This is a genomic window from Polaromonas sp. CF318, assembly GCF_000282655.1.
Classification (GTDB): Bacteria; Pseudomonadota; Gammaproteobacteria; order Burkholderiales; family Burkholderiaceae_C; genus Polaromonas.
This window is the reverse complement of sequence record NZ_AKIV01000047.1, coordinates 24,127-42,928: the sequence shown is the minus strand read 5'-3', so window position 1 is coordinate 42,928 and position 18,802 is coordinate 24,127. Positions and strand designations below refer to the sequence as shown.

The following is an 18,802-nucleotide window of genomic DNA, read 5'->3' as shown; positions in this document are numbered from 1 at the left end:
AGCACGCAATTTGAGCCCCCACGTTCGCTCGCTGCGTGTGACTCTCTGTCCCCCGAGGGGGCGCTGCGCCTGCGGCCCGGCCAAGCCGGTTCCGCGCCCCCTGCTGGCGTGGAGTACAGCCCCCTCATTCTTTCGCTGCGATCAATGCAAGTCGCACTTAGCGCCGGCGCGCGGAGCGCACGCCCGGCACCTCGGCCACGATGGCCAGCACCTGGTTGAGGCGGCCCGATTGCGCCACTTCCACGGTAAAAGTCATCCAGGCCGTGCCGCCGCGGTTGTCTTTCACCGACTGCGTCTGCACGCCGATCACGTTCATTTTTTCCTTGGCGAAGACCTCGGAAATATCGCGCAGCAGGCCCTGCCGATCGGCCGCCTCGACCGCGACGTCCACCGGGTAGACCGCGCCGTCGGGCGTCTTGGGCGAATTCCATTGCACCTCGATCAGGCGGTCCGGGCTACCGCTGGCCATGTTGCGGAAGTTGCTGCAGTCGCTGCGGTGAATGCTGACGCCTTTGCCCTTGGTGACAAAGCCGAGGATCTCATCGGGCGGCGCGGGCTTGCAGCACTTGGCCAGTTGCGTGAGCAAAGATCCCATGCCGACAACCAGCACACCACCCGCCGCCTTCTTGGCATTCGAATTGGGCGAACGGGCTTTTTTTGCCAGCACGTAATCGTCCTGGCTCAGGGCCGGTTCGGGCGGCCTGAGCATGTTCTCTATTGTGCGCAGGGACAACTCGTCCTTGCCGACCACCTCAAACAAATCATCCGCCGCCTTGAAGCCGAGCTGCACCGCCAAGTCGTCCAGCTTCATCGCCGTCTTGCCTTCGCGCTGCAGCAGTTTTTCCACGGCCTCGCGGCCCCGGGCCACGGTCTGCTCCATCGCCAACGCGTTGAACCAGGCTCGCACTTTGGATTTCGCGCGATGGCTGCTCAGAAAACCGAGTTCAGGGTTGAGCCAGTCGCGCGAAGGCCCGCCCTCCTTCACGGTGATGACCTCCACCGTCTGGCCGTTCTGCAGCGGTGTGTTGAGCGGCACCATGACACCGTCAATGCGCGCGCCGCGGCAGCGGTGGCCCAGGCTGGTGTGCACGCTGTAGGCGAAGTCCACCGTGGTCGCGCCCTGCGGCAGCTCCACGATGGCGGCGTCCGGCGTCAGCACGTAGATGCGGTCCTCGAACAGGCCTTGCTTGGCGTCACGCGCGCGCTGGGCCGCCGGTCCCGAAAGATCTCGCTCCCAGGCCAGCAACTGGCGCAGCACGGCGATCTTGGCGTCGTATTCGCTGCTGGCCGATACACCGCCGTAGCCCTTGGTGCCGGCCTCCTTGTAGGCCCAGTGCGCGGCCACGCCGTGCTCGGCATGGTCGTGCATGGCCTGGGTACGCACCTGAATTTCCACCGCCCTGCCCGCCTCGTCGCGCACCACGGTGTGCAGCGACTGGTAGCCGTTGCTCTTGGGCTTGGCGATGTAGTCGTCGAACTCGCCGTCCACCGGCGTGAAGCGCGAATGCACGTAGCCGAGCGCCGCATAGCAGCCCTTCACGTCGGCGGCGATCACCCGCAGCGCGCGGATGTCAAAAACCTGCTCGAAGTCCAGCGACTTGCCGCGCATTTTTTTCACGATGCTGTAGATGTGCTTGGGCCGGCCCTGCACCAGCGCGGCAATGCCGTTCTGGTTGAGTTCGCGCTCCAGCTGCGCACGCAGGGTTTCCATGAAACCTTCACGCTCCACCCGCTTCTCGTCAAGCAGGCGGGCCGTCTGCTTGTAGGTCTCTGGCTCCAGGAAGCGAAAGGCCAGGTCCTCCATCTCCCATTTGATCTGCCAGATACCCAGGCGGTTGGCCAGCGGCGCAAAAACATGCAGCGACTCGTAGGCCAGCGGCAGCGGCGCGGTCTGCCGCGTTGCGGCGTAGTGGCGCAAGGTCTGCAGGCGGGACGCCAGCCGCAGCATCACCACGCGCAAGTCGCGCGAAAACGCCAGCAGCATCTTGCGCACGTTTTCGGTCTGCGCGGCCGGGTCGTCCAGCAGCTGGGCTTTCGCATTCGCCGAACGTGCCTGGCGCTGCACCTGGACCAGCTTGGTGGTCTCCATGGCCAACGCGGCGTAGTTGGCGCCGAAGGCCTTGGTGATCACTTCCTGCGGTTTGGTCAAGTGCTGGCAGGCATAGACCAGGTAGGTCGCCGCCTGCATGGCCTCGGAGCCGCCTATGGTCTTCAGGATGGCCGCCACCGCGTCGGCATGGGCGAGGATGTTTTCACCCGTGTCATGCGTTTCGCTGGCGATCAGGGGCTCGGCGAACGCGCGGGCGCGGGCCAGCGCATGCGGCTGGTCCGGCAGGCTGTCGGCCGTAGCGGTCACGATGGAGGCATTCGCCCCCTGGGAGGCTGTCGGGCCACCGGGCCCGACCACGTTGCTTTTCATGAAACTTCAGTCAAATGGTTGCGCGGCCTCAGCCCAGCAAAAAGCCCGTCACGGCGGCGAGCTGGTCGGGCGCGATCAGCGTGGGCGCATGTCCCACGCCTTCGAATTCCACCACGCGGGCGCGCGGCCCGCGCTGCGTCATGGCCTGGGCCGTCTGCGGGCTCAGCAAGTCGGATTGCCGGCCGCGTATCACAAGGGTTTCGGCCTTGATATTGTCGTAGAGTTGCCAGAGCATGGTCTCCCCCTGGCGCGCGGATTCCTCGGTTTCCTGCTTGAAAGGCACGGCGATGGCCGGGTCGTAATGCAGGCGCCACTTGGCATCGGCGGCCTCGGAGACGCGCCTGAGCATGGGGCGCGACAACGCCAGCCACTGCTCGGGCGTGTGCGGACCGAAGCTCTGGGAGATCGCCCACATCGCATCGGCCGCTTCCTGCACCGAGCCGAAGTGGCCGGCTTGGCCCAGGTAGGCGCCTATGCGCACAATCGCCTGCCACTGGATGGCCGGCCCCACGTCATTGAGCACCAGCCGTCGCACAGGCACCGGCAAAGGCAGGTTGGGCGTTCCACACACCGCCACGCCGATCAGCCCGCCCATGCTGGTGCCCACCCAGTCCAGGGAGGCCACCGGCGCCTGGGCGTGCAACTGGCCCAGCATCGCCAGCATGTCGCCCGCATAAGTGCGCAGCTGGTAGCCCATGGGATCCTTGAGCCAGTCGCTTTCGCCGCGGCCCACCACATCGGGGCAGACCACGCGCACATCGGCCCGCTCGGACAGTGCCCGCGCCAGCACGTCAAAATCGCGTCCCTGGCGCGACAAGCCGTGCACACAAACGATGACGTGCGAACTGTCCGCCCTGCCCCACTGCCAGTACGCCATGCGGTGGCCACCGCCGGCATCGGGGCAATTTACGTAGTTCAGCGTAGGTTGGGTCATGGTGCGGCGGTTCAATTCAAAGGCTTGATAATTGCTTGAGAAATCAACCCGGCGCCAGATGCACGGCGCGAGGTTCGGGTTCCCAGTTCAACCATCGTAAATCATCCGGAGAAACACCATGCTCAAAGGTAAAACAGCCCTCGTCACCGGCTCGACCAGCGGGATAGGCCTGGGCATCGCCAAGGCGCTGGCGGCGCAGGGCGCCAACATCGTGATCAACGGCTTCGGCGACGTGGACGGCCCCAAGGCCGAGGTGGAAGCGCTGGGCGCGCGCGTGGCCTACCACGGCGCCGACATGAGCAAGGTCGCCGACATCGAGGACATGATGCGTTATGCCGCCGCGCAGTTCGGCCAGGTCGACATTCTCGTCAACAACGCCGGCATCCAGCACGTGGCGCGCGTCGAGAACTTCCCGGTCGAACGCTGGGACGCCGTGATCGCCATCAACCTGAGCAGCGCCTTCCACGCCACCCGCCTGGCCCTGCCCGCCATGCTGGCGGCCAACGGTGGCAAGGGCTGGGGCCGCATCATCAACGTGGCCTCGGTCCATGGCCTGGTCGGTTCGGCTGAAAAATCCGCCTACGTCGCCGCCAAGCACGGCATCGTCGGCCTGACCAAGGTCACCGCGCTCGAGAACGCCACCACGGGTGTCACCTGCAACGCCATCTGCCCTGGCTGGGTGCTCACGCCCCTGGTGCAAAAACAGGTGGACGCCAAGGCCGCCGCCGGCAACATCAGCAATGAGGCGGCGACCAGGCAGCTGCTGGGCGAAAAAGAACCCTCGATGCAGTTCACCACGCCCGAAGAACTGGGCGCGCTGGCGGTGTTTTTCTGCTCGCCGGCCGGCAACAATGTGCGCGGCGTGGCCTGGAACATGGACGGCGGCTGGGCGGCGCAGTAAGCGGCCCTACAGCATCCGGCTCACGTAGTCGCCAATCGCCAGCGAACTCGTCAGTCCCGGCGATTCAATGCCGAAGAGATTGACCAGGCCCGCCACGCCGTGATCGCGGGGACCCTGGATGAGAAAGTCCTTGGCGGCCTCATGGGGCGCCTGGATCTTGGGGCGTATGCCGGCATAGCCCGGCGCCAGCGCACCGTCGGCCAGCGCCGGCCAGTATTTGCGCACCTCGGCATAAAAAGCCTCACCCCGTGCCGGGTCCACCACCAGGTCGTCGGGCGAATCCACCCATTGCACGTCGGGGCCGAATTTGGCCTGGCCGCCCATGTCCACGGTCAGGTGCACACCCAGGCCGGCCGCCTCGGGCACGGGATAGATCAGGCGGCTGAAAGGCGAGCGTCCCGGCAGCGTGAAGTAGTTGCCCTTGGCGTAATGGCTGGGCGGCACATGCTTGGCGGGCAGGCCGGCAAAACGCCTGGCCAGTTGCTGGGCTTGCAGGCCCGCGGCGTTGACGACGCTTGTGGCTTCGAGCTCGGTACCGTCTTGCGCCGCCAGGTAAATCGCCGATGCAGAGCATTCAGCGCGCGCCAGCGGCGAATTGAGCGCAACCAGGCCGCCCGCGTTCTCGAGGTCGCCCTGCAGTGCCAGCATCAGGCCGTGGCTGTCGACAATGCCGGTGCTGGGCGAATGCAACGCGGCCACGCATTCGAGCTTCGGCTCCATCGCGCGGGCTTGCTCGCGTGTCAGCAGGGCCAGGTCGTTCACGCCGTTGGCGGCCGCCTTGTCGCGTATGCCTTGCAGCTGCGCGACCTGTGCCTGGCTGGTCGCCACAATCAGCTTGCCGCAGCGCCTGTGGCTTATGCCGCGTTCGGCGCAGTAGGCATACAGCAGTTCCTTGCCCTCCACGCACAGCCTGGCCTTGAGCGAGCCTTGCGGGTAGTAGATGCCGGCGTGTATCACCTCGCTGTTGCGCGAGCTGGTGCCCGTACCTATCGCATCGGCGGCCTCCAGCACCATGACCTCCCTGCCCCGCAGCGCCAACGCGCGCGCCACGGCCAGGCCCACCACGCCCGCGCCTATCACCACACAATCGACTTTGTCCATCAGAGGCCTTCAAAACCTTCAATGACGTTGACGGCATTGGTACCCAGTTCGGCGGCCGCATAGCCGCCTTCGAGCACAAACACCGTGGGCAGGCCCAGCTTGCCCAGGCGCTCGCCGAGGCGGATGAAGTCGTCCGGCTGCAGCGCGAATTTGGAGATCGGGTCCCCGGCAAAGGTGTCCAGCCCCAGCGACACCACCAACGCGTCCGCCTTGAAGCTGGCGATGCGCAGGCAGGCCGCTTCCAGCGCCTCGAACCAGCGCACCACCGTGCAGCCCGCCGGCAGCGGCAGGTTCAGGTTGAAGCCCGCGCCCTTGCCCGTGCCGGTCTCATCAGCGTGGCCCAGGTAAAACGGGTACTCGGTCATGGGGTCGCCATGCAGGCTCACAAACAGCACGTCCGAGCGGTCGTAAAAAATACTTTGCGTGCCGTTGCCGTGGTGGTAGTCGACGTCGAGCACCGCCACGCGCGCCGCGCCGCCATCCCGCAGCGCCTGGGCGGCCACCGCGGCGTTGTTCAGAAAGCAATAGCCCCCCATGAAGTCGGGCCCCGCGTGGTGCCCGGGCGGCCGGCTGCAGCAAAACACGGCGCGCTCGCCAGCCGTGAGCAGGGCCGCGGCGCTGGCGGCGGCATCCGCGCCGGCCTTGGCGGCCTGCCAGGTGCCGGCCGACAGCGGCGAGCCGTTGTCCATCGAATACAAGCCCAGCCGCGCGGTGAAGTTGAGCGGCTCCACGTCGCTGCGCAGCGTGCGCACCGGCCATACCGAGGGAAAAGGCTGGCGCTCTTCGTTGCCGGCCTCCAGTTGCACCCAGTCGCGCCAGGCATGCTCCAGAAACGCCAGGTAGCGGGCGCTGTGCACCTTGGCCAGCACCGCGCGGCTGTCGGCATCCGGTGTCTGCAGCACATGGCCGCGTTCGCTCAAACGGGCCTTGACATATTCAGCGCGGGCCGGTGTTTCAAAACAGGGCACGCGCTCGCCGCGAAAAAATTCGTACTGCGGGGCATGGGCGTGGTGGCTGTCGCTGAAAAAGGTAAGCATGGTGGCGGGGGGTTGGGCAAAAAAAAAGGCGGCAGCCCGCGGGCTTCACGTGGCGCGGGGGTCGGTTTGGAGCAACCGCTCGACCAGCGAGCGCAAGCTGGCCTTGAGCGATTCGGCGCCGGGTGTCAGCGCGAAGCTGCTTTCGTCCATGTACAGCTTGCGGTTGATTTCGAGTTGAATGCTGTGCCGGTGTTCGGCGGGCCGGCTGTAGCGGCGAACCAGCTCCACACCCTTGTAGGGGTGGTTGTAGGCCACGCTGTAACCGCGCGCCTTCAGGTGTTCGCACACCAGCCTGGACAAGGCCTTGCTGGCGGTCGTGCCTTCGCGGTCGCCCACCACGAAGTCGGCATGCGCTTCGCCCGGAAAATCCGTCGCGCTGCTGGAGGCCACCGCGGGCATGGAATGGCAGTTGATGTGGATGCTGTAGCCGTGCGCCTCGTGGGCAGCGTCAATCGCGCGCGCAACAGCCGCGTGGTAGGGCTTCCAGCACTGCTCTATGCGTGCCTGGATTTCCGCCACACCCAGCTTGCGGTCGTACAGCGGCACACCTTCGTCCGTGGTGCGCCAGATCAGGCCTTTGCCCAAGCGCACCTTGGACAGTATTTGGGGATCGGTCTCCACAGGCCCGGGCCAGGGCCCGTCCAGCAGGCTCACGTCCATTTCGGTGGTGTTGCGGTTGGCGTCGAGGTAGCTGCGTGGAAAGTGCGCCTCAACCCAATGCACGCCCAGGGCGGGGGCAAAGTCGTAGAGTTTTTCGACATGGGTATCTTCGGCGCTGCGCAGCACGGCGAGTTCGCAGGCATGCCGGAAATCCGCCGGATAGACCGTTCCGCTGTGAGGAGAATCCAGGACCAGCGCTGTGCTTCCGGGCAGGTAGGTAATGAGCGGCATGCCCTGACTTTAGCACCGCAAAAATCGGCCCAGCAGCCTCGCGCGGCGCCGCGCCACCGCGTCCCGCCGTGCGCAAACCCAGCGGGCAAACTTCCGCTTGTCCTACAGGGATTTAACTTTTGCACCCACAAAAGTGCACCGGAGCGCACCTTAAATTTCACGACGGAAATCAACAACATGCGGCCGTTTTGCCACAAGCGTGACGCCGCCCATTTATCCCTGAAGGAAACACCATGCCATCAATGACTCGTATCTTTTCCGCCTCCCTACTCGCCGCGGCCGCGCTGGCGGCCGCCACCGGCGCGCAAGCCCAGAGCAGTTCGAGCTCCAGCACGGGCATGTCGAGCAGCAGCAACTATTCCTTTTATGCACCGGGCTCGCGCTACTTCGGCCTGAACGTGGGCCAGTCGGACTTCTCACTGCCCAGCGGCGCCGGCGCCTTCCCGTCGGACAACAAGGACACCTCGTACAACATCTACGGCGGCAGCTACTTCAACAACAACTTCGGCCTGGAACTGGGCTACACCGATTTCGGCAAGGCCAACCGCGGCGGCGGACAGACGGAAGCGCAAGGCATCAACCTGAGCCTGGTCGGGCGCCTGCCGCTGAGCAACTCCTTCAACCTGCTGGGCAAGCTGGGAACGACCTACGGGCACACCCGCGTGTCCGCCTCGCCGGCTTCCGGCCTGGCCTCCGGCAGCGAGAGCAACTGGGGGGTGTCTTACGGCATAGGCGCCGAATGGGCTTTTACCCCGGCCCTGTCGGCCGTGCTGGCATGGGACGAGCATGACCTGAAGTTCGTCGGCACCGGCAAGGAGCGCGTCAGCACCACCAGCCTGGGCCTGCGCTACCGCTTCTGACCGTCCCCGATGCGGGCGCGCTTGCTGCGCCCGTCGCCACCGCCCGCATGCCCGACCCGGCTGCGGGTTTTTTCACATTCCGCCCGGGATCGCCGACGGATTTCCGGGCCCGGCAGGCGCCAGCATTTCCTGCAGCAACCAGGTGCCGGCGCGGCCCAGGGAACGCTGGCGCGACCACACGGCATCCACCGGCACGCGCCGCGGCCAGCCGCGCGCATCGAGCTCGCTCAATTTGCCGGTGGCAAAACGCGTCACCATCCAGCGCGGAATCGCCGCCCAGCCAAAACCCAGCACCGCCATTTCCATCAGCATGAGGTAGCTCGGCGCCGACCAGGCGCGGCGTGACTGGGGCAGGCCCTGGGCGCCCTGCTCTCCCTCTATATAAGTATCCAGCCGCAGCTCCCTGAAGCCGGCCAACAATTCGGGCGTGATGTCCTTCATGCCGGCCAGCGGGTGAGCCGTGGCCACAAACAGCGTGATTTCAGACTGCTCGGCAATGGTGGCCGAGCCGATGTCCGGCGGGTAGGCGTTTTGCGCGGCCACCACGCCTATGTGCGCCCGGCCGGTCTGCACCAGCGATACCAGGTCGCCGTGTTCGGCAATCAGGCATTCGAACTCCAGGTCCGGAAAGCGCTGCTCAAACGCCAGCAGCATTTCCTCGAACCGGTCGGACTGGTAGGTGTCGGACCAGACCACGCTGAGCTTGGGCTCCATGCCGCCGCCCAACTGGCCGGCGGCGCGGTCCAGCCGGTCGCTGGCCGCCAGGATCTCCTGCACCTTGCCCAGCATGACCCTGCCGTTCTCCGTCAGGGCCGGCTTGCGGCTGCTGCGGTCAAACAGCGTGATGCCGAGGTCGATTTCCAGGTTGGCGATGGCGCTGCTGACCGTCGATTGGCTTTTGCCCAGCTTGCGCGCCGCGGCCGAAAACGAGCCCAGCGTGGCGGCCTCGGCAAAAGCGGTCAGGGCTTCCGGGGAGTGGCGCATAGGGCGGCCTTTTATCTATTTTTACGATAGTTATTGATTTTAATCTATTCGAAATAACGATAAAAATACCCTCATGGCACCCAGCATCCATGCCGAGGGGCCCCGAAACCGTCAGAAAGTGAAGTGCATCGTGAGCCTGCAGAAATCCCTCAAAGAACGTTTTTTCCACGCCCTCGGGTTTGAAGTCCTGGCCATCGCCCTCTGCGCGCCCCTGGGCGCCTGGCTGCTCGGCTATTCGCTGGCGCACATGGGCCTGCTGACCCTGATGGTTTCGCTGATGGCCATGAGCTGGAATATGCTGTTCAACGCCCTGTTCGACCGGGCGCAACGCCGCATGGGCTTTGAACGCACCCTGGCGGCGCGTGCCGTGCATGCCGTGCTGTTTGAAATCGGCTTGATCATCGCGGTGGTGCCGCTGGCCGCCTGGTGGCTGGACATAGGCCTCTGGGAAGCCTTTGTGCTCGACATCGCCATCGTGCTGTTCTTCCTGCCCTACACCTTCTGCTTCAACTGGGCTTACGACTACCTGCGCGCCAAGGTTGTCGCCCGCCATCGCCGCCGCAAGCAGCAAGCCTGCGCCTCGGCGGCCTGAGCGGGCCGGGGCAGCCCGCCCCGCTTCATCACTTCATCTGTACAGAACCCGACACATTGACCAGCACCGTGCTTTTGCCAGCCTCCACGGGGATGGATGCATCGGCCATTTCCGACTTGGCCATCGCCAGCATGCGCGGACGCGGCGGGCTGCCCTGGTCGTTGGCGTTGATGGAGACCTCGCGCAGGCTGTAGCTGGAAAACCCGAAGCTGCGCGCGATTTCGCCGGCCTTGGCCTTGAAGCGCTCTATCGCCTGGGCCTGGGCTTCGCCCTCGACCCTGGCGCGCTGCTCGCGGCTCAGGGCAAAACTCACATTGCTCATGGTGAGGGTCTGGATCTTGCCTGCCGTTCCGGTGATGCGTGGAAAGTCCTTGCCTTCGAGCACCAGTTCGGTCGAACCCTGCCAGCCGTTGATCTTGCCGTCCTTGCCGTAGCGCGGGTAGAGGCTGAAGTTGCCGGTGCGCACATCCATCTGGCCCGGCGCGGCCGCCTGCTTGGCCTGCGTGAGCGCAGTGTCCAGGGCCTGCTTGAGCTGGGTCTGCACGACGCCGGCGTCGCTGCCGTCGCGCGTGGTGCTCAGGGAAATCGACAGCAGGTCCTGCTGCACCTCGACGGAACCGCTGGCCGACAGCTGGGCCACGTTCTGCAGGGTTTCATGCGGCATGGTCTGGGCCATGGCGCTGGAGGCCAGCGCGGCGCCGGCAAACAGGGCGCACGCGGCGATCAGGGTGGGAGTTCGCATCGGAAAAGCCTTTCGGGGGTGTTCTCGGCGCCGGGCCGAAAAAAGAGAAAAAGAAGCCATAAACATTCGTCAGGGTTGGCGCGCTTTTTGTGGCTTTTGCAAGTCATTCAGACCCCAAGGTGACGGCGGCCGATGCCCGTTTCGGGCCCGGCCGGTTTCTGTTTACGGCAGGTAACGCACTGCAGCAACAGGTGCGCAGAAGCGGCCGCCCATTTTTGCATGTGATTTTGACGATCCCTGTAGGAGCATTGCCACAACAAGGCCTGCGCTCACGCTCACAGTTGCACATCGCCGCAACTTTTGTAACAGTGTGTCAAAGCGACTGAAAAACGAGACATCTCGTGTTTTCAGCCTTCAAAATGGCTCTGTTACAAATTACCAGACGACTATGACCCAAGCCCAACCTAACGCCCGTGCCGACAAAATCCTGATCCTTGACGACGATGCCCGCATCCGCGACCTGTTGCGCCGCTACCTCGCCCAGGAGGGTTTCGAAGTCATCCTGGCCGAAGACAGCAAGGCCCTGAACCGCATCATGCTGCGGGACGCCGTCGACCTGATCGTCCTGGACCTGATGATGCCCGGCGAAGACGGCCTGTCCATCTGCCGCCGGTTGCGCGCCGCCAACGACCGCACCCCCATCATCATGCTGACCGCCAAGGGCGAAGACGTGGACCGCATCGTCGGCCTGGAAGTCGGTGCCGACGACTACCTTGCCAAGCCCTTCAATCCCCGTGAGCTGCTGGCCCGAATCCACGCCGTGCTGCGCCGCCGTCCCACCGCCGAAGTGCCCGGCGCGCCATCCAGCGACCAGGAGGTCATCACCTTCGGCCCCTTCTCCTTCGACATGGGCCTGCGGACCCTGCACAAGAACGGCGAGGAACTGCCGCTGACCACCGGCGAGTTCGCCATGCTCAAAACCCTGGTGCGGCATCCGCGCCAGCCGCTGTCCCGTGAAAAACTGGCACAGCTGGCGCGCGGCCGCGAGTTCGAGCCTTTTGACCGCAGCCTGGACGTGCAGGTCTCGCGCCTGCGCAAGCTGATCGAGGTCGATGCGGCGGTGCCCCGCTACATCCAGACGGTCTGGGGCATAGGCTACGTGTTCGTGCCGGACGGCACTAACTAGCCCCCACGGTCGCTCACTTCGTGTAGCTTCCTGCCCCCCGAGGGGGCCGCCCGCCTGCGGCCTGGCAAAGCCAGTTCCGCGGCTCATGCTGGATTGAAGAATAATTCCAGCGGGCACAAACAGGCTGCAACAGCCCTGTTGCCGCCCGGCCCGCGTATCGTGCTAACGTCCATTGCACGCCCGATCTCCAGGCACATACCAGACTCCTATGGACGCCACCAACCCGGCCCCCCTTGAAACCGCCCCGGCACCGCTGGAGATGCGCCCGCGGCGCGGCTTCAGCCTGTTCTGGCGGACATTTTTCTTTTTGTCCCTGCTGCTGTTCGGCTCCATCGTGGCCTGGCTGCAGACCTTCCGTGCGCTTGAATCCGAGCCGCGCGCCATCCAGAGCGCGCAGCAGCTGGCCTCCCTCGTCAACCTGAGCCGGGCCGCGCTGCGCTATTCCGACGCCATCGCCCGCGTCTCGCTGATCAAGACCCTGGCCGACGAGGAGCGTGTGCGCATCACGCCGCGCGAACCCAAGGACAAGTTCGAGCTGTTCGAGAGCGACGAGCTCGGCGAGCGCACCGCCGAAGAGCTCAGGGCCCGGCTGGGCAACGGCACCGTCGTGGCCAGCAGCGTGAACGGCCAGAAGGGCCTGTGGGTGGGCTTTGCCATCGACGGCGATTCCTACTGGCTGCTCACCGACCCGTCCAAGATAGGCCCGTCGCGCAACAGCACCTGGGTCATCTGGCTGATCACGGCGGCCGTGCTGTCGCTGGCGGGAGCGGCCTTTATCGCCCGGCTGATCAACCGGCCGCTCAAGCAGCTGTCCTTCGCGGCCAGCCGCATGCGCGACGGCGATTTCGACGCCAGCCTGCTCGACGAGAAAGTCGCCACCAGCGAAATCCGCGAAGTCAACATCGGCTTTAACCGCATGGCCGAGCAGCTCTCCAAGATCGAGCAGGACCGGGTCATCATGCTGGCCGGCATTTCGCACGACCTGCGCACGCCGCTGGCGCGCCTGCGCCTGGAAACCGAGATGAGCGTCACCGATGCCGACGCACGCGAACACATGGCGGCCGATATCACCCAGCTGGACGCCATCATCGACAAATTCCTCGATTACGCCCGGCCCGAGCCGCCGCGGTTGGAGCGCGTGTCGCTCAATGCAGTGGTCGATGCCGCGGTCTATGCCGTGGCCGACTACGAGGACATGCGCGTGACCGTCGCCATTCCGGACGACATGGCGGTGCTGGCCGACGAGGTCGAGCTGTCCCGCGTGATCGCCAACCTGCTGGAAAACGCCAGGCGCTACGGCAAGACACCGGAAACCGGCATTGCACTGGTCGACATCGCCGCCAAGGCCCGCGACCAGTGGGTGCTGATCAAGGTGCGCGACCACGGCATGGGCGTGGCGCCCGAGACCCTCTCAAAACTCACGCGGCCGTTCTTCCGCGGCGATGCCGCCCGCACGGCCGCCACCGGCGCCGGCCTGGGCCTGGCGATCGTGGAAAAAACCATTCACCGCATGGGCGGCGTGTTCGGCCTGGCCAACACCGGTTCGGGCGGCCTGGCCGCGCACATCAAGCTGCGCCGGAGCTAGGCTCTCAGTAAAGCAGCACCACGGCGTGGGCTTCCATGCTGAGGCCCTGGCCGACCGGGCCCAGCTTTTCCGCCGTCTTGGCCTTCACGTTCACTTGCCCCACGTCCAGCCCCAGGGTCTTGGAGATGTTGGCCCGCATGGCCGCGATGTAGGGGGCCAGCTTGGGCGCCTGGGCAATCACCGTGCTGTCGATGTTGGCGATGCTGTGGCCGCGCTCTTTCAGCAAACGGCCCACTTCGGCGAGCAGCACCGACGAATCCGCGCCCTTGAAGCGCGCATCGGTATCCGGAAAATGCGAGCCGATATCGCCCAGCGCCGCAGCGCCCAGCAACGCATCGGTGATCGCGTGCAGCAGCACATCGGCATCCGAATGGCCGAGCAGGCCCACCGCGTGGGGAATATCAACCCCGCCGATGATGAGCTTGCGCCCGGGCACCAGGGCGTGCGTGTCCCAGCCTTCACCGATTCGAAAATTCATGGCGGTCATCGTGGAGCCTTGCTTGGGTTGAGTTGGGTTGAGCGGTCGGCCATGGCTATTTCACCTGCTATTTCCTGCGCCGCTCAAAAATGGCTTCAGCCAGCGCGAAGTCTTCCGGATAGGTGACCTTGAAGTTCTGGGCGCTGCCGCTCACCAGCCGGGGTGAAAGGCCTGCCGCCTCCATGGCGCTGGATTCGTCGGTGACGGCATCCCCGGCCTTCTGCAAGGCGTCGATCAAAGCCCCGATGCGAAACATCTGCGGTGTTTGCGCCAGCCATTTGTCGCTGCGGTCCAGGGTGGAGGCCACGCGGCCATCGCGCTCGGTTTTCAGCGTATCGGGCAGCTTTTGCGCCAGCAGGCCGCCCACCGCATCGTTGCGGCATTCCCTGATCAGGGCCTTGATCTGCTCAGGCGTCACCAGGCAACGCGCGGCATCATGCACCAGCACCCAGTCGCTCAGGGCCGCGCCGCCGGGCTGCTCCACCATGGCTTTGAGGCCGTTGAGCACTGTCGCCGCGCGTGTGGCGCCCCCGCCCACCAGCAGGACTTCATTGCCCTGGTTGAAGTCCGGAAACACCTCGAGAAAATCGTCGTCAGACGGCGAAATCACCACCCAGACGGCTGCAAAAGTGTCCGGTAACGCCCGGAAAGCTTGCACGGTGTGCCTCACCATGGGCAGCCCGTCAATCAGCTGGTATTGCTTGGCTTTGGCCGTTCCGGCCCGGCTTCCCTGCCCTGCACAAGGGATCAGCACAAAAAAACGGGGTTCAGGACGGGTATTGGCAGGGCTTGTCGTCATAACTTCATCATAGATTCTAAAATCACATATCGAATACGCAGGCACCCCACTCCGGATGGTTTGGGGTGCCTGGCTTTTGCCGAATCATTTCTCTCATTCCTGATTGACCGAACCCACCTGGCCAGCCTCACCATCGCACCGATTCATGCAGCTACCCCCACTCGCCTCCGGCAAACGCTACACCCTGCCCCAGCCCGCCGGTTCCGCCGATGCCCTGCTGCTGGCACGCCTGGGCACGCGCGAAAAGGCCGCCGGCAAGCTCACCGCCATCGTCACCTCCGACGCCACCACGGCCCAGCGCCTGATGGACGAGCTCGCCTTCTTCGCGCCCGACCTGCGCTGCGCGCTATTCCCCGACTGGGAAACCCTGCCCTATGACACCTTCTCGCCACACCAGGACCTGATCAGCGAGCGCCTGGCCACGCTGTGGCGCATCCAGCAGCGCGACAAGGAAACCGGCGCCGACGTGGTCATCGTGCCGGCCACCACGGCGCTGTACCGCCTGGCGCCGCCCAGCTTCCTGGCCGGCTACACCTTCCACTTCAAGGTCAAGCAAAAGCTCGACGAAACGCGCCTGAAAGCCCAGCTCACGCTGGCCGGCTACAGCCACGTCACGCAGGTGGTCAGCCCCGGCGAGTACGCGGTGCGCGGCGGGCTGATCGATTTGTTCCCCATGGGCAGCCCCGTGCCTTACCGCGTCGACCTGTTCGACGACGAGATCGACAGCATCCGCACCTTCGACCCCGACAGCCAGCGCAGCCTCTACCCCGTGCCTGAAGTGCGCTTGCTGCCCGGGCGCGAATTTCCCATGGACGACGATGCGCGCGCCAAATTCCGCAGCCGCTGGCGCGAGCTGCTGGACGGCGACCCGACCAAGAGCCGCATCTACAAGGACATGGGCAACGGTGTGGCCACCGCCGGCATCGAGTACTACCTGCCGCTGTTCTTTGAAGAAACCGCCACGGTGTTCGACTACCTGGGTCATGACGCCACCGTGGTGCTGCACGGTGACCTGGAGCCGGCCTTCCAGCGCTTCTGGCAGGACACCAAGGACCGCTACCGGCTGGTGCGCGATGCACCCGACCGACCGGCGCTGCCGCCCGAGTCGCTGTTCCTGGGCACCGAGCAGTTCTACGCGCGCGCCAACGACTACGCCCAACTGGCGATACGCGCCACGGTGGAAGACGTGGCCGACAACGCCCAGTTCCAGAAACTCGGTGAAATGGCCGTGGTGCGCGGCGCTGAAGACCCGTTGGCCAAGTTCAAGGGCCATGTGCGCAACACCGCCCACCGCGTGCTGGTGCTGGCCGAGAGCGAGGGCCGGCGCGAAAGCCTGCTGGACTTCCTGCGTGCCAGCAGCGTCAGCCCGCCGGCCTTTGACTCGCTGGCCGACTTCCAGGCCAGCGACGAAAAGCTCGGCATCGCCACCGCGGCCCTCCACACCGGCTTCAGCTGGCTGGAAGAACGCATAGATCTCATCACCGAGACCGAGCTGTTTGCCGCCGGCGCCACCGTGCGCCGCCGCAACAAGAAGCAGGAACAGGTCAGCGACGTCGAGGCGCTGATCAAGGACCTCTCGGAACTCAACGTCGGCGACCCGGTGGTGCACAGCGCCCACGGCATAGGCCGCTATCGCGGCCTCATCAATATGGACCTGGGCCAGGGCACGAATGCCGACGGCACGCCGCTGCTGCAGGAGTTTTTGCACCTCGAATACGCCGACAAGGCCACGCTCTACGTACCGGTCAGCCAGCTGCACCTGATCAGCCGCTACACCGGCGTCAGTGCCGAGGAAGCCCCGCTGCACAAGCTGGGCAGCGGCCAGTGGGAAAAAGCCAAGCGCAAGGCCGCCGAACAGATACGCGACTCGGCTGCCGAGCTGCTCAACATCTACGCGCGCCGCGCCGCGCGCGAAGGCCATGCCTTCCGCTACTCACCGGGCGACTACGAGACCTTTGCCAACGACTTCGGCTTCGAGGAAACCGCCGACCAGCGTGCCGCCATCCACGCGGTGATCCAGGACATGATCAGCCCGCGCCCCATGGACCGCCTGGTCTGCGGCGACGTGGGCTTCGGCAAGACCGAGGTCGCGCTGCGCGCCGCCTTCATCGCCGTCACCGGCGGCAAGCAGGTGGCCCTGCTGGCGCCCACCACCTTGCTGGCAGAGCAGCACTACCAGACGCTGGTGGACCGTTTCGCCAAATGGCCGGTCAAGATCGCCGAGATGAGCCGCTTCCGCTCGGGCAAGGAAATCAGCGCCGCCATCAAGGGCCTGGGCGACGGCACGGTCGACATCGTGGTCGGCACACACAAGCTGCTGAGCCAGGACGTGAAGTTCGAACGCCTGGGCCTGCTCATCATCGACGAAGAGCATCGTTTCGGCGTGCGCCACAAGGAGGCCATGAAGGCCATGCGCGCCGAGGTCGACGTGCTGACGCTGACCGCCACGCCGATCCCGCGCACGCTGGGCATGGCGCTCGAGGGCCTGCGCGACCTCAGCGTGATCGCCACCGCGCCGCAGCGCCGCCTGGCCATCAAGACCTTTGTGCGCAGCGAAAACAACGGCGTGATCCGGGAGGCCGTGCTGCGCGAACTGAAGCGCGGCGGCCAGGTCTACTTCCTGCACAACGAGGTCGAAACCATACAGAACCGGCGCGAAAAACTCGAAGAAATCCTGCCCGAGGCCCGCATCGCCGTGGCCCACGGCCAGATGCCCGAGCGCGAGCTGGAGCGCGTGATGAAGGACTTCATCGCCCAGCGCCACAACCTGCTGCTGTGCTCCACCATCATCGAAACCGGCATCGACGTGCCGAGCGCCAACACCATCGTCATGAGCCGCGCCGACCGCTTCGGCTTGGCGCAGCTGCACCAGCTGCGCGGCCGCGTGGGCCGCAGCCACCACCAAGCCTATGCCTATTTGATGGTGCCCGACATCGAGGGCCTGACCAAGCAGGCCAGCCAGCGGCTGGAAGCCATCCAGCAGATGGAGGAACTCGGCTCGGGCTTTTACCTGGCCATGCACGACCTGGAAATCCGCGGCACCGGCGAAGTGCTGGGAGAAAACCAGAGCGGCAACATGCTGGAAGTCGGTTTCCAGCTCTACAACGAGATGCTCAGCGAGGCCGTGGCATCGCTCAAGGCCGGGCGCGAACCCGATTTGCTGTCGCCGCTGAGCGTCACCACCGAAATCAACCTGCACGCGCCTGCCCTGCTGCCCAATGACTACTGCGGCGACGTGCACCTGCGCCTGTCTTTCTACAAGAAGCTGGCCACGGCCAAGAATACCGACCAGATCGACGCACTGCTCGAGGAAATCGTCGACCGCTTCGGCAAGCTGCCGGCGCAGGCGCAAACGCTGATCGACGTGCACCGCCTGCGCGTGATCGCCAGGCCTTACGGCGTGGTCAAGGTCGATGCCGCGCCCGGCGCCATCAGCATCACCTTCAAGAAGGACCCGCCCATCGATTCGATGGCCATCATGCAGCTGATCCAGAAAAACCGGCACATCCGGCTGGCCGGCAACGACAAGCTGCGCATAGAGCGCGAGCTCGAAAATCCCAAGGACCGCGCCCAGCTGGTGCGCGACGTCCTGCGTTCACTCGGACAACCCACCAAGGAAGCCACTCCCGCATGACCCCCGCAGAAATCTCCCACGGCCTCGTCGTCAACGTCGCCACGCCCGACCTCAAGCTCGGCGACTTCAAGCTGATCGCCTTCGACATGGACTCCACGCTCATCAACATCGAATGTGTCGATGAAATCGCCGACGCGGCCGGCCGCAAGGCCGAGGTGGCGGCCATCACCGAAGCGGCCATGCGCGGCGAGATCAGCGACTACAAGGAAAGCCTGCGCCAGCGCGTGGCCCTGCTCAAGGGCGTCAGTGTTGCCAGCATGGAGCAGGTCTATCGCGAGCGCCTCCAGCTCAACCCCGGCGCGGCGGAACTGGTGAAGGCCTGCAAGCAGGCCGGCATGAAGGTGCTGCTGGTCAGCGGCGGCTTCACCTTCTTCACCGACCGCGTGCGCGACGAGCTCGGCATCGACTACACACGCTCCAACGTACTGGAGGTGGAAGACGGCTTTCTCACCGGCCGCATGGTGGACCAGCCCTGGGGCGACATCTGCGACGGCGCGGAAAAGAAAAAAATGCTGCTCGAGACCTGCGGCAAGCTGGGCATCAACCCGCTACAGGCCATCGCCATGGGCGACGGCGCCAACGACCTGCCCATGATGGGCGTGGCCGGCCTGTCCGTGGCCTACCACGCCAAGCCGCGCGTGCGCGAGCAGGCCATGGTGGCCATCAACGAAGGCGGCCTGGACCGCCTGCTGGAACTGGTGAAGTAAACAGGCAGCGCA

The 18,802-nt window shown here is 65.3% G+C and carries 16 protein-coding genes; 7 read left to right on the top strand and 9 right to left on the bottom strand.

Annotated features, from left to right (window positions below; all coding sequences use genetic code 11):
* Positions 1-157: 157 nt before the first annotated feature.
* Entirely contained in the window at positions 158-2,419 is a 2,262-nt protein-coding gene (locus tag PMI15_RS07935; protein WP_007866364.1) for a bifunctional (p)ppGpp synthetase/guanosine-3',5'-bis(diphosphate) 3'-pyrophosphohydrolase, read from the bottom strand.
* A 28-nt stretch (positions 2,420-2,447) separates the two neighbouring features.
* Positions 2,448-3,353 (bottom strand): alpha/beta fold hydrolase, encoded by a 906-nt coding sequence (locus PMI15_RS07930; RefSeq protein ID WP_007866362.1) that lies wholly within the window; start codon positions 3,351-3,353, stop codon positions 2,448-2,450.
* A gap of 118 nt (positions 3,354-3,471) precedes the next feature.
* Here PMI15_RS07930 and PMI15_RS07925 point away from each other — a divergent pair, with 118 nt between their 5' ends.
* Positions 3,472-4,254 (top strand): 3-hydroxybutyrate dehydrogenase, encoded by a 783-nt coding sequence (locus PMI15_RS07925; RefSeq protein ID WP_007866359.1) that lies wholly within the window; start codon positions 3,472-3,474, stop codon positions 4,252-4,254.
* A 6-nt stretch (positions 4,255-4,260) separates the two neighbouring features.
* On the opposite strand, the gene PMI15_RS07920 is transcribed toward PMI15_RS07925, so the two are convergent.
* From PMI15_RS07920 to PMI15_RS07910, 3 genes are read right to left on the bottom strand one after another with little or no spacing between them, the layout of a single operon-like run.
* Entirely contained in the window at positions 4,261-5,355 is a 1,095-nt protein-coding gene (locus tag PMI15_RS07920) for an NAD(P)/FAD-dependent oxidoreductase (RefSeq protein ID WP_007866358.1), read from the bottom strand.
* Entirely contained in the window at positions 5,355-6,392 is a 1,038-nt protein-coding gene (locus PMI15_RS07915) for a histone deacetylase family protein (protein WP_007866356.1), read from the bottom strand. The genes PMI15_RS07920 and PMI15_RS07915 overlap by 1 nt, the downstream gene beginning before the upstream one ends.
* A 45-nt stretch (positions 6,393-6,437) precedes the next feature.
* Positions 6,438-7,283 carry an N-formylglutamate amidohydrolase gene (locus PMI15_RS07910; protein ID WP_007866353.1) on the bottom strand — a complete coding sequence of 282 codons (846 nt, stop codon included), beginning with the start codon at positions 7,281-7,283 and terminating at the stop codon, positions 6,438-6,440.
* A gap of 233 nt (positions 7,284-7,516) precedes the next feature.
* On the opposite strand from PMI15_RS07910, the gene PMI15_RS07905 reads away from it, so the two are divergent.
* Entirely contained in the window at positions 7,517-8,143 is a 627-nt protein-coding gene (locus PMI15_RS07905) for an outer membrane beta-barrel protein (protein WP_007866352.1), read from the top strand.
* A gap of 72 nt (positions 8,144-8,215) precedes the next feature.
* Here the strand turns inward: PMI15_RS07905 and PMI15_RS07900 are convergent, their stop codons facing one another.
* Positions 8,216-9,127, bottom strand: a complete 912-nt coding sequence (locus tag PMI15_RS07900) for a LysR family transcriptional regulator (protein WP_007866351.1) — start codon at positions 9,125-9,127, stop codon at positions 8,216-8,218.
* Positions 9,128-9,200: 73 nt separating this feature from the next.
* Here PMI15_RS07900 and PMI15_RS07895 point away from each other — a divergent pair, with 73 nt between their 5' ends.
* Positions 9,201-9,719: a multidrug/biocide efflux PACE transporter gene (locus PMI15_RS07895; protein WP_007866348.1), complete on the top strand. Its 519-nt coding sequence runs from the start codon at positions 9,201-9,203 to the stop codon at positions 9,717-9,719.
* 28 nt (positions 9,720-9,747) lie between these two features.
* Here the strand turns inward: PMI15_RS07895 and PMI15_RS07890 are convergent, their stop codons facing one another.
* On the bottom strand, positions 9,748-10,461 hold the full coding sequence (locus tag PMI15_RS07890; protein WP_007866322.1) for an SIMPL domain-containing protein: 714 nt from the start codon (positions 10,459-10,461) through the stop codon (positions 9,748-9,750).
* A gap of 388 nt (positions 10,462-10,849) precedes the next feature.
* Here PMI15_RS07890 and ompR point away from each other — a divergent pair, with 388 nt between their 5' ends.
* Together ompR and PMI15_RS07880 are read left to right on the top strand one after the other, a co-directional pair.
* The gene (ompR, locus tag PMI15_RS07885) at positions 10,850-11,587 is read left to right on the top strand and encodes a two-component system response regulator OmpR (RefSeq protein WP_007866319.1); all 738 of its coding nucleotides are present in this window, start codon (positions 10,850-10,852) and stop codon (positions 11,585-11,587) included.
* A gap of 208 nt (positions 11,588-11,795) precedes the next feature.
* Positions 11,796-13,172: a sensor histidine kinase gene (locus PMI15_RS07880; RefSeq protein ID WP_007866317.1), complete on the top strand. Its 1,377-nt coding sequence runs from the start codon at positions 11,796-11,798 to the stop codon at positions 13,170-13,172.
* 4 nt (positions 13,173-13,176) lie between these two features.
* Here PMI15_RS07880 and ispF read toward each other — a convergent pair whose 3' ends face one another.
* Positions 13,177-13,659 carry a 2-C-methyl-D-erythritol 2,4-cyclodiphosphate synthase gene (gene ispF / locus PMI15_RS07875; protein ID WP_007866315.1) on the bottom strand — a complete coding sequence of 161 codons (483 nt, stop codon included), beginning with the start codon at positions 13,657-13,659 and terminating at the stop codon, positions 13,177-13,179.
* A gap of 58 nt (positions 13,660-13,717) precedes the next feature.
* Positions 13,718-14,449 (bottom strand): 2-C-methyl-D-erythritol 4-phosphate cytidylyltransferase, encoded by a 732-nt coding sequence (gene ispD / locus PMI15_RS07870; RefSeq protein WP_007866312.1) that lies wholly within the window; start codon positions 14,447-14,449, stop codon positions 13,718-13,720.
* 145 nt (positions 14,450-14,594) lie between these two features.
* Here ispD and mfd point away from each other — a divergent pair, with 145 nt between their 5' ends.
* Both mfd and serB read left to right on the top strand, forming a co-directional pair.
* Positions 14,595-18,083, top strand: a complete 3,489-nt coding sequence (gene mfd, locus PMI15_RS07865; protein ID WP_007866311.1) for a transcription-repair coupling factor — start codon at positions 14,595-14,597, stop codon at positions 18,081-18,083.
* Complete coding sequence (gene serB, locus PMI15_RS07860; protein WP_007866309.1) at positions 18,080-18,790, top strand: phosphoserine phosphatase SerB; 711 nt, start codon at positions 18,080-18,082, stop codon at positions 18,788-18,790. Before mfd ends, serB begins: the two co-directional genes overlap by 4 nt.
* Positions 18,791-18,802: the final 12 nt, after the last annotated feature.

Bases quoted from the DNA above. Each gene is read 5' to 3' on its own strand.
- PMI15_RS07935 (WP_007866364.1), bottom strand. From the start codon at position 2,419: ATGAAAAGCAACGTGGTCGGGCCCGGTGGCCCGACAGCCTCCCAGGGG.
- PMI15_RS07930 (WP_007866362.1), bottom strand. From the start codon at position 3,353: ATGACCCAACCTACGCTGAACTACGTAAATTGCCCCGATGCCGGCGGT.
- PMI15_RS07925 (WP_007866359.1), top strand. From the start codon at position 3,472: ATGCTCAAAGGTAAAACAGCCCTCGTCACCGGCTCGACCAGCGGGATA.
- PMI15_RS07920 (WP_007866358.1), bottom strand. From the start codon at position 5,355: ATGGACAAAGTCGATTGTGTGGTGATAGGCGCGGGCGTGGTGGGCCTG.
- PMI15_RS07915 (WP_007866356.1), bottom strand. From the start codon at position 6,392: ATGCTTACCTTTTTCAGCGACAGCCACCACGCCCATGCCCCGCAGTAC.
- PMI15_RS07910 (WP_007866353.1), bottom strand. From the start codon at position 7,283: ATGCCGCTCATTACCTACCTGCCCGGAAGCACAGCGCTGGTCCTGGAT.
- PMI15_RS07905 (WP_007866352.1), top strand. From the start codon at position 7,517: ATGCCATCAATGACTCGTATCTTTTCCGCCTCCCTACTCGCCGCGGCC.
- PMI15_RS07900 (WP_007866351.1), bottom strand. From the start codon at position 9,127: ATGCGCCACTCCCCGGAAGCCCTGACCGCTTTTGCCGAGGCCGCCACG.
- PMI15_RS07895 (WP_007866348.1), top strand. From the start codon at position 9,201: ATGGCACCCAGCATCCATGCCGAGGGGCCCCGAAACCGTCAGAAAGTG.
- PMI15_RS07890 (WP_007866322.1), bottom strand. From the start codon at position 10,461: ATGCGAACTCCCACCCTGATCGCCGCGTGCGCCCTGTTTGCCGGCGCC.
- ompR (WP_007866319.1), top strand. From the start codon at position 10,850: ATGACCCAAGCCCAACCTAACGCCCGTGCCGACAAAATCCTGATCCTT.
- PMI15_RS07880 (WP_007866317.1), top strand. From the start codon at position 11,796: ATGGACGCCACCAACCCGGCCCCCCTTGAAACCGCCCCGGCACCGCTG.
- ispF (WP_007866315.1), bottom strand. From the start codon at position 13,659: ATGACCGCCATGAATTTTCGAATCGGTGAAGGCTGGGACACGCACGCC.
- ispD (WP_007866312.1), bottom strand. From the start codon at position 14,449: ATGACGACAAGCCCTGCCAATACCCGTCCTGAACCCCGTTTTTTTGTG.
- mfd (WP_007866311.1), top strand. From the start codon at position 14,595: ATGCAGCTACCCCCACTCGCCTCCGGCAAACGCTACACCCTGCCCCAG.
- serB (WP_007866309.1), top strand. From the start codon at position 18,080: ATGACCCCCGCAGAAATCTCCCACGGCCTCGTCGTCAACGTCGCCACG.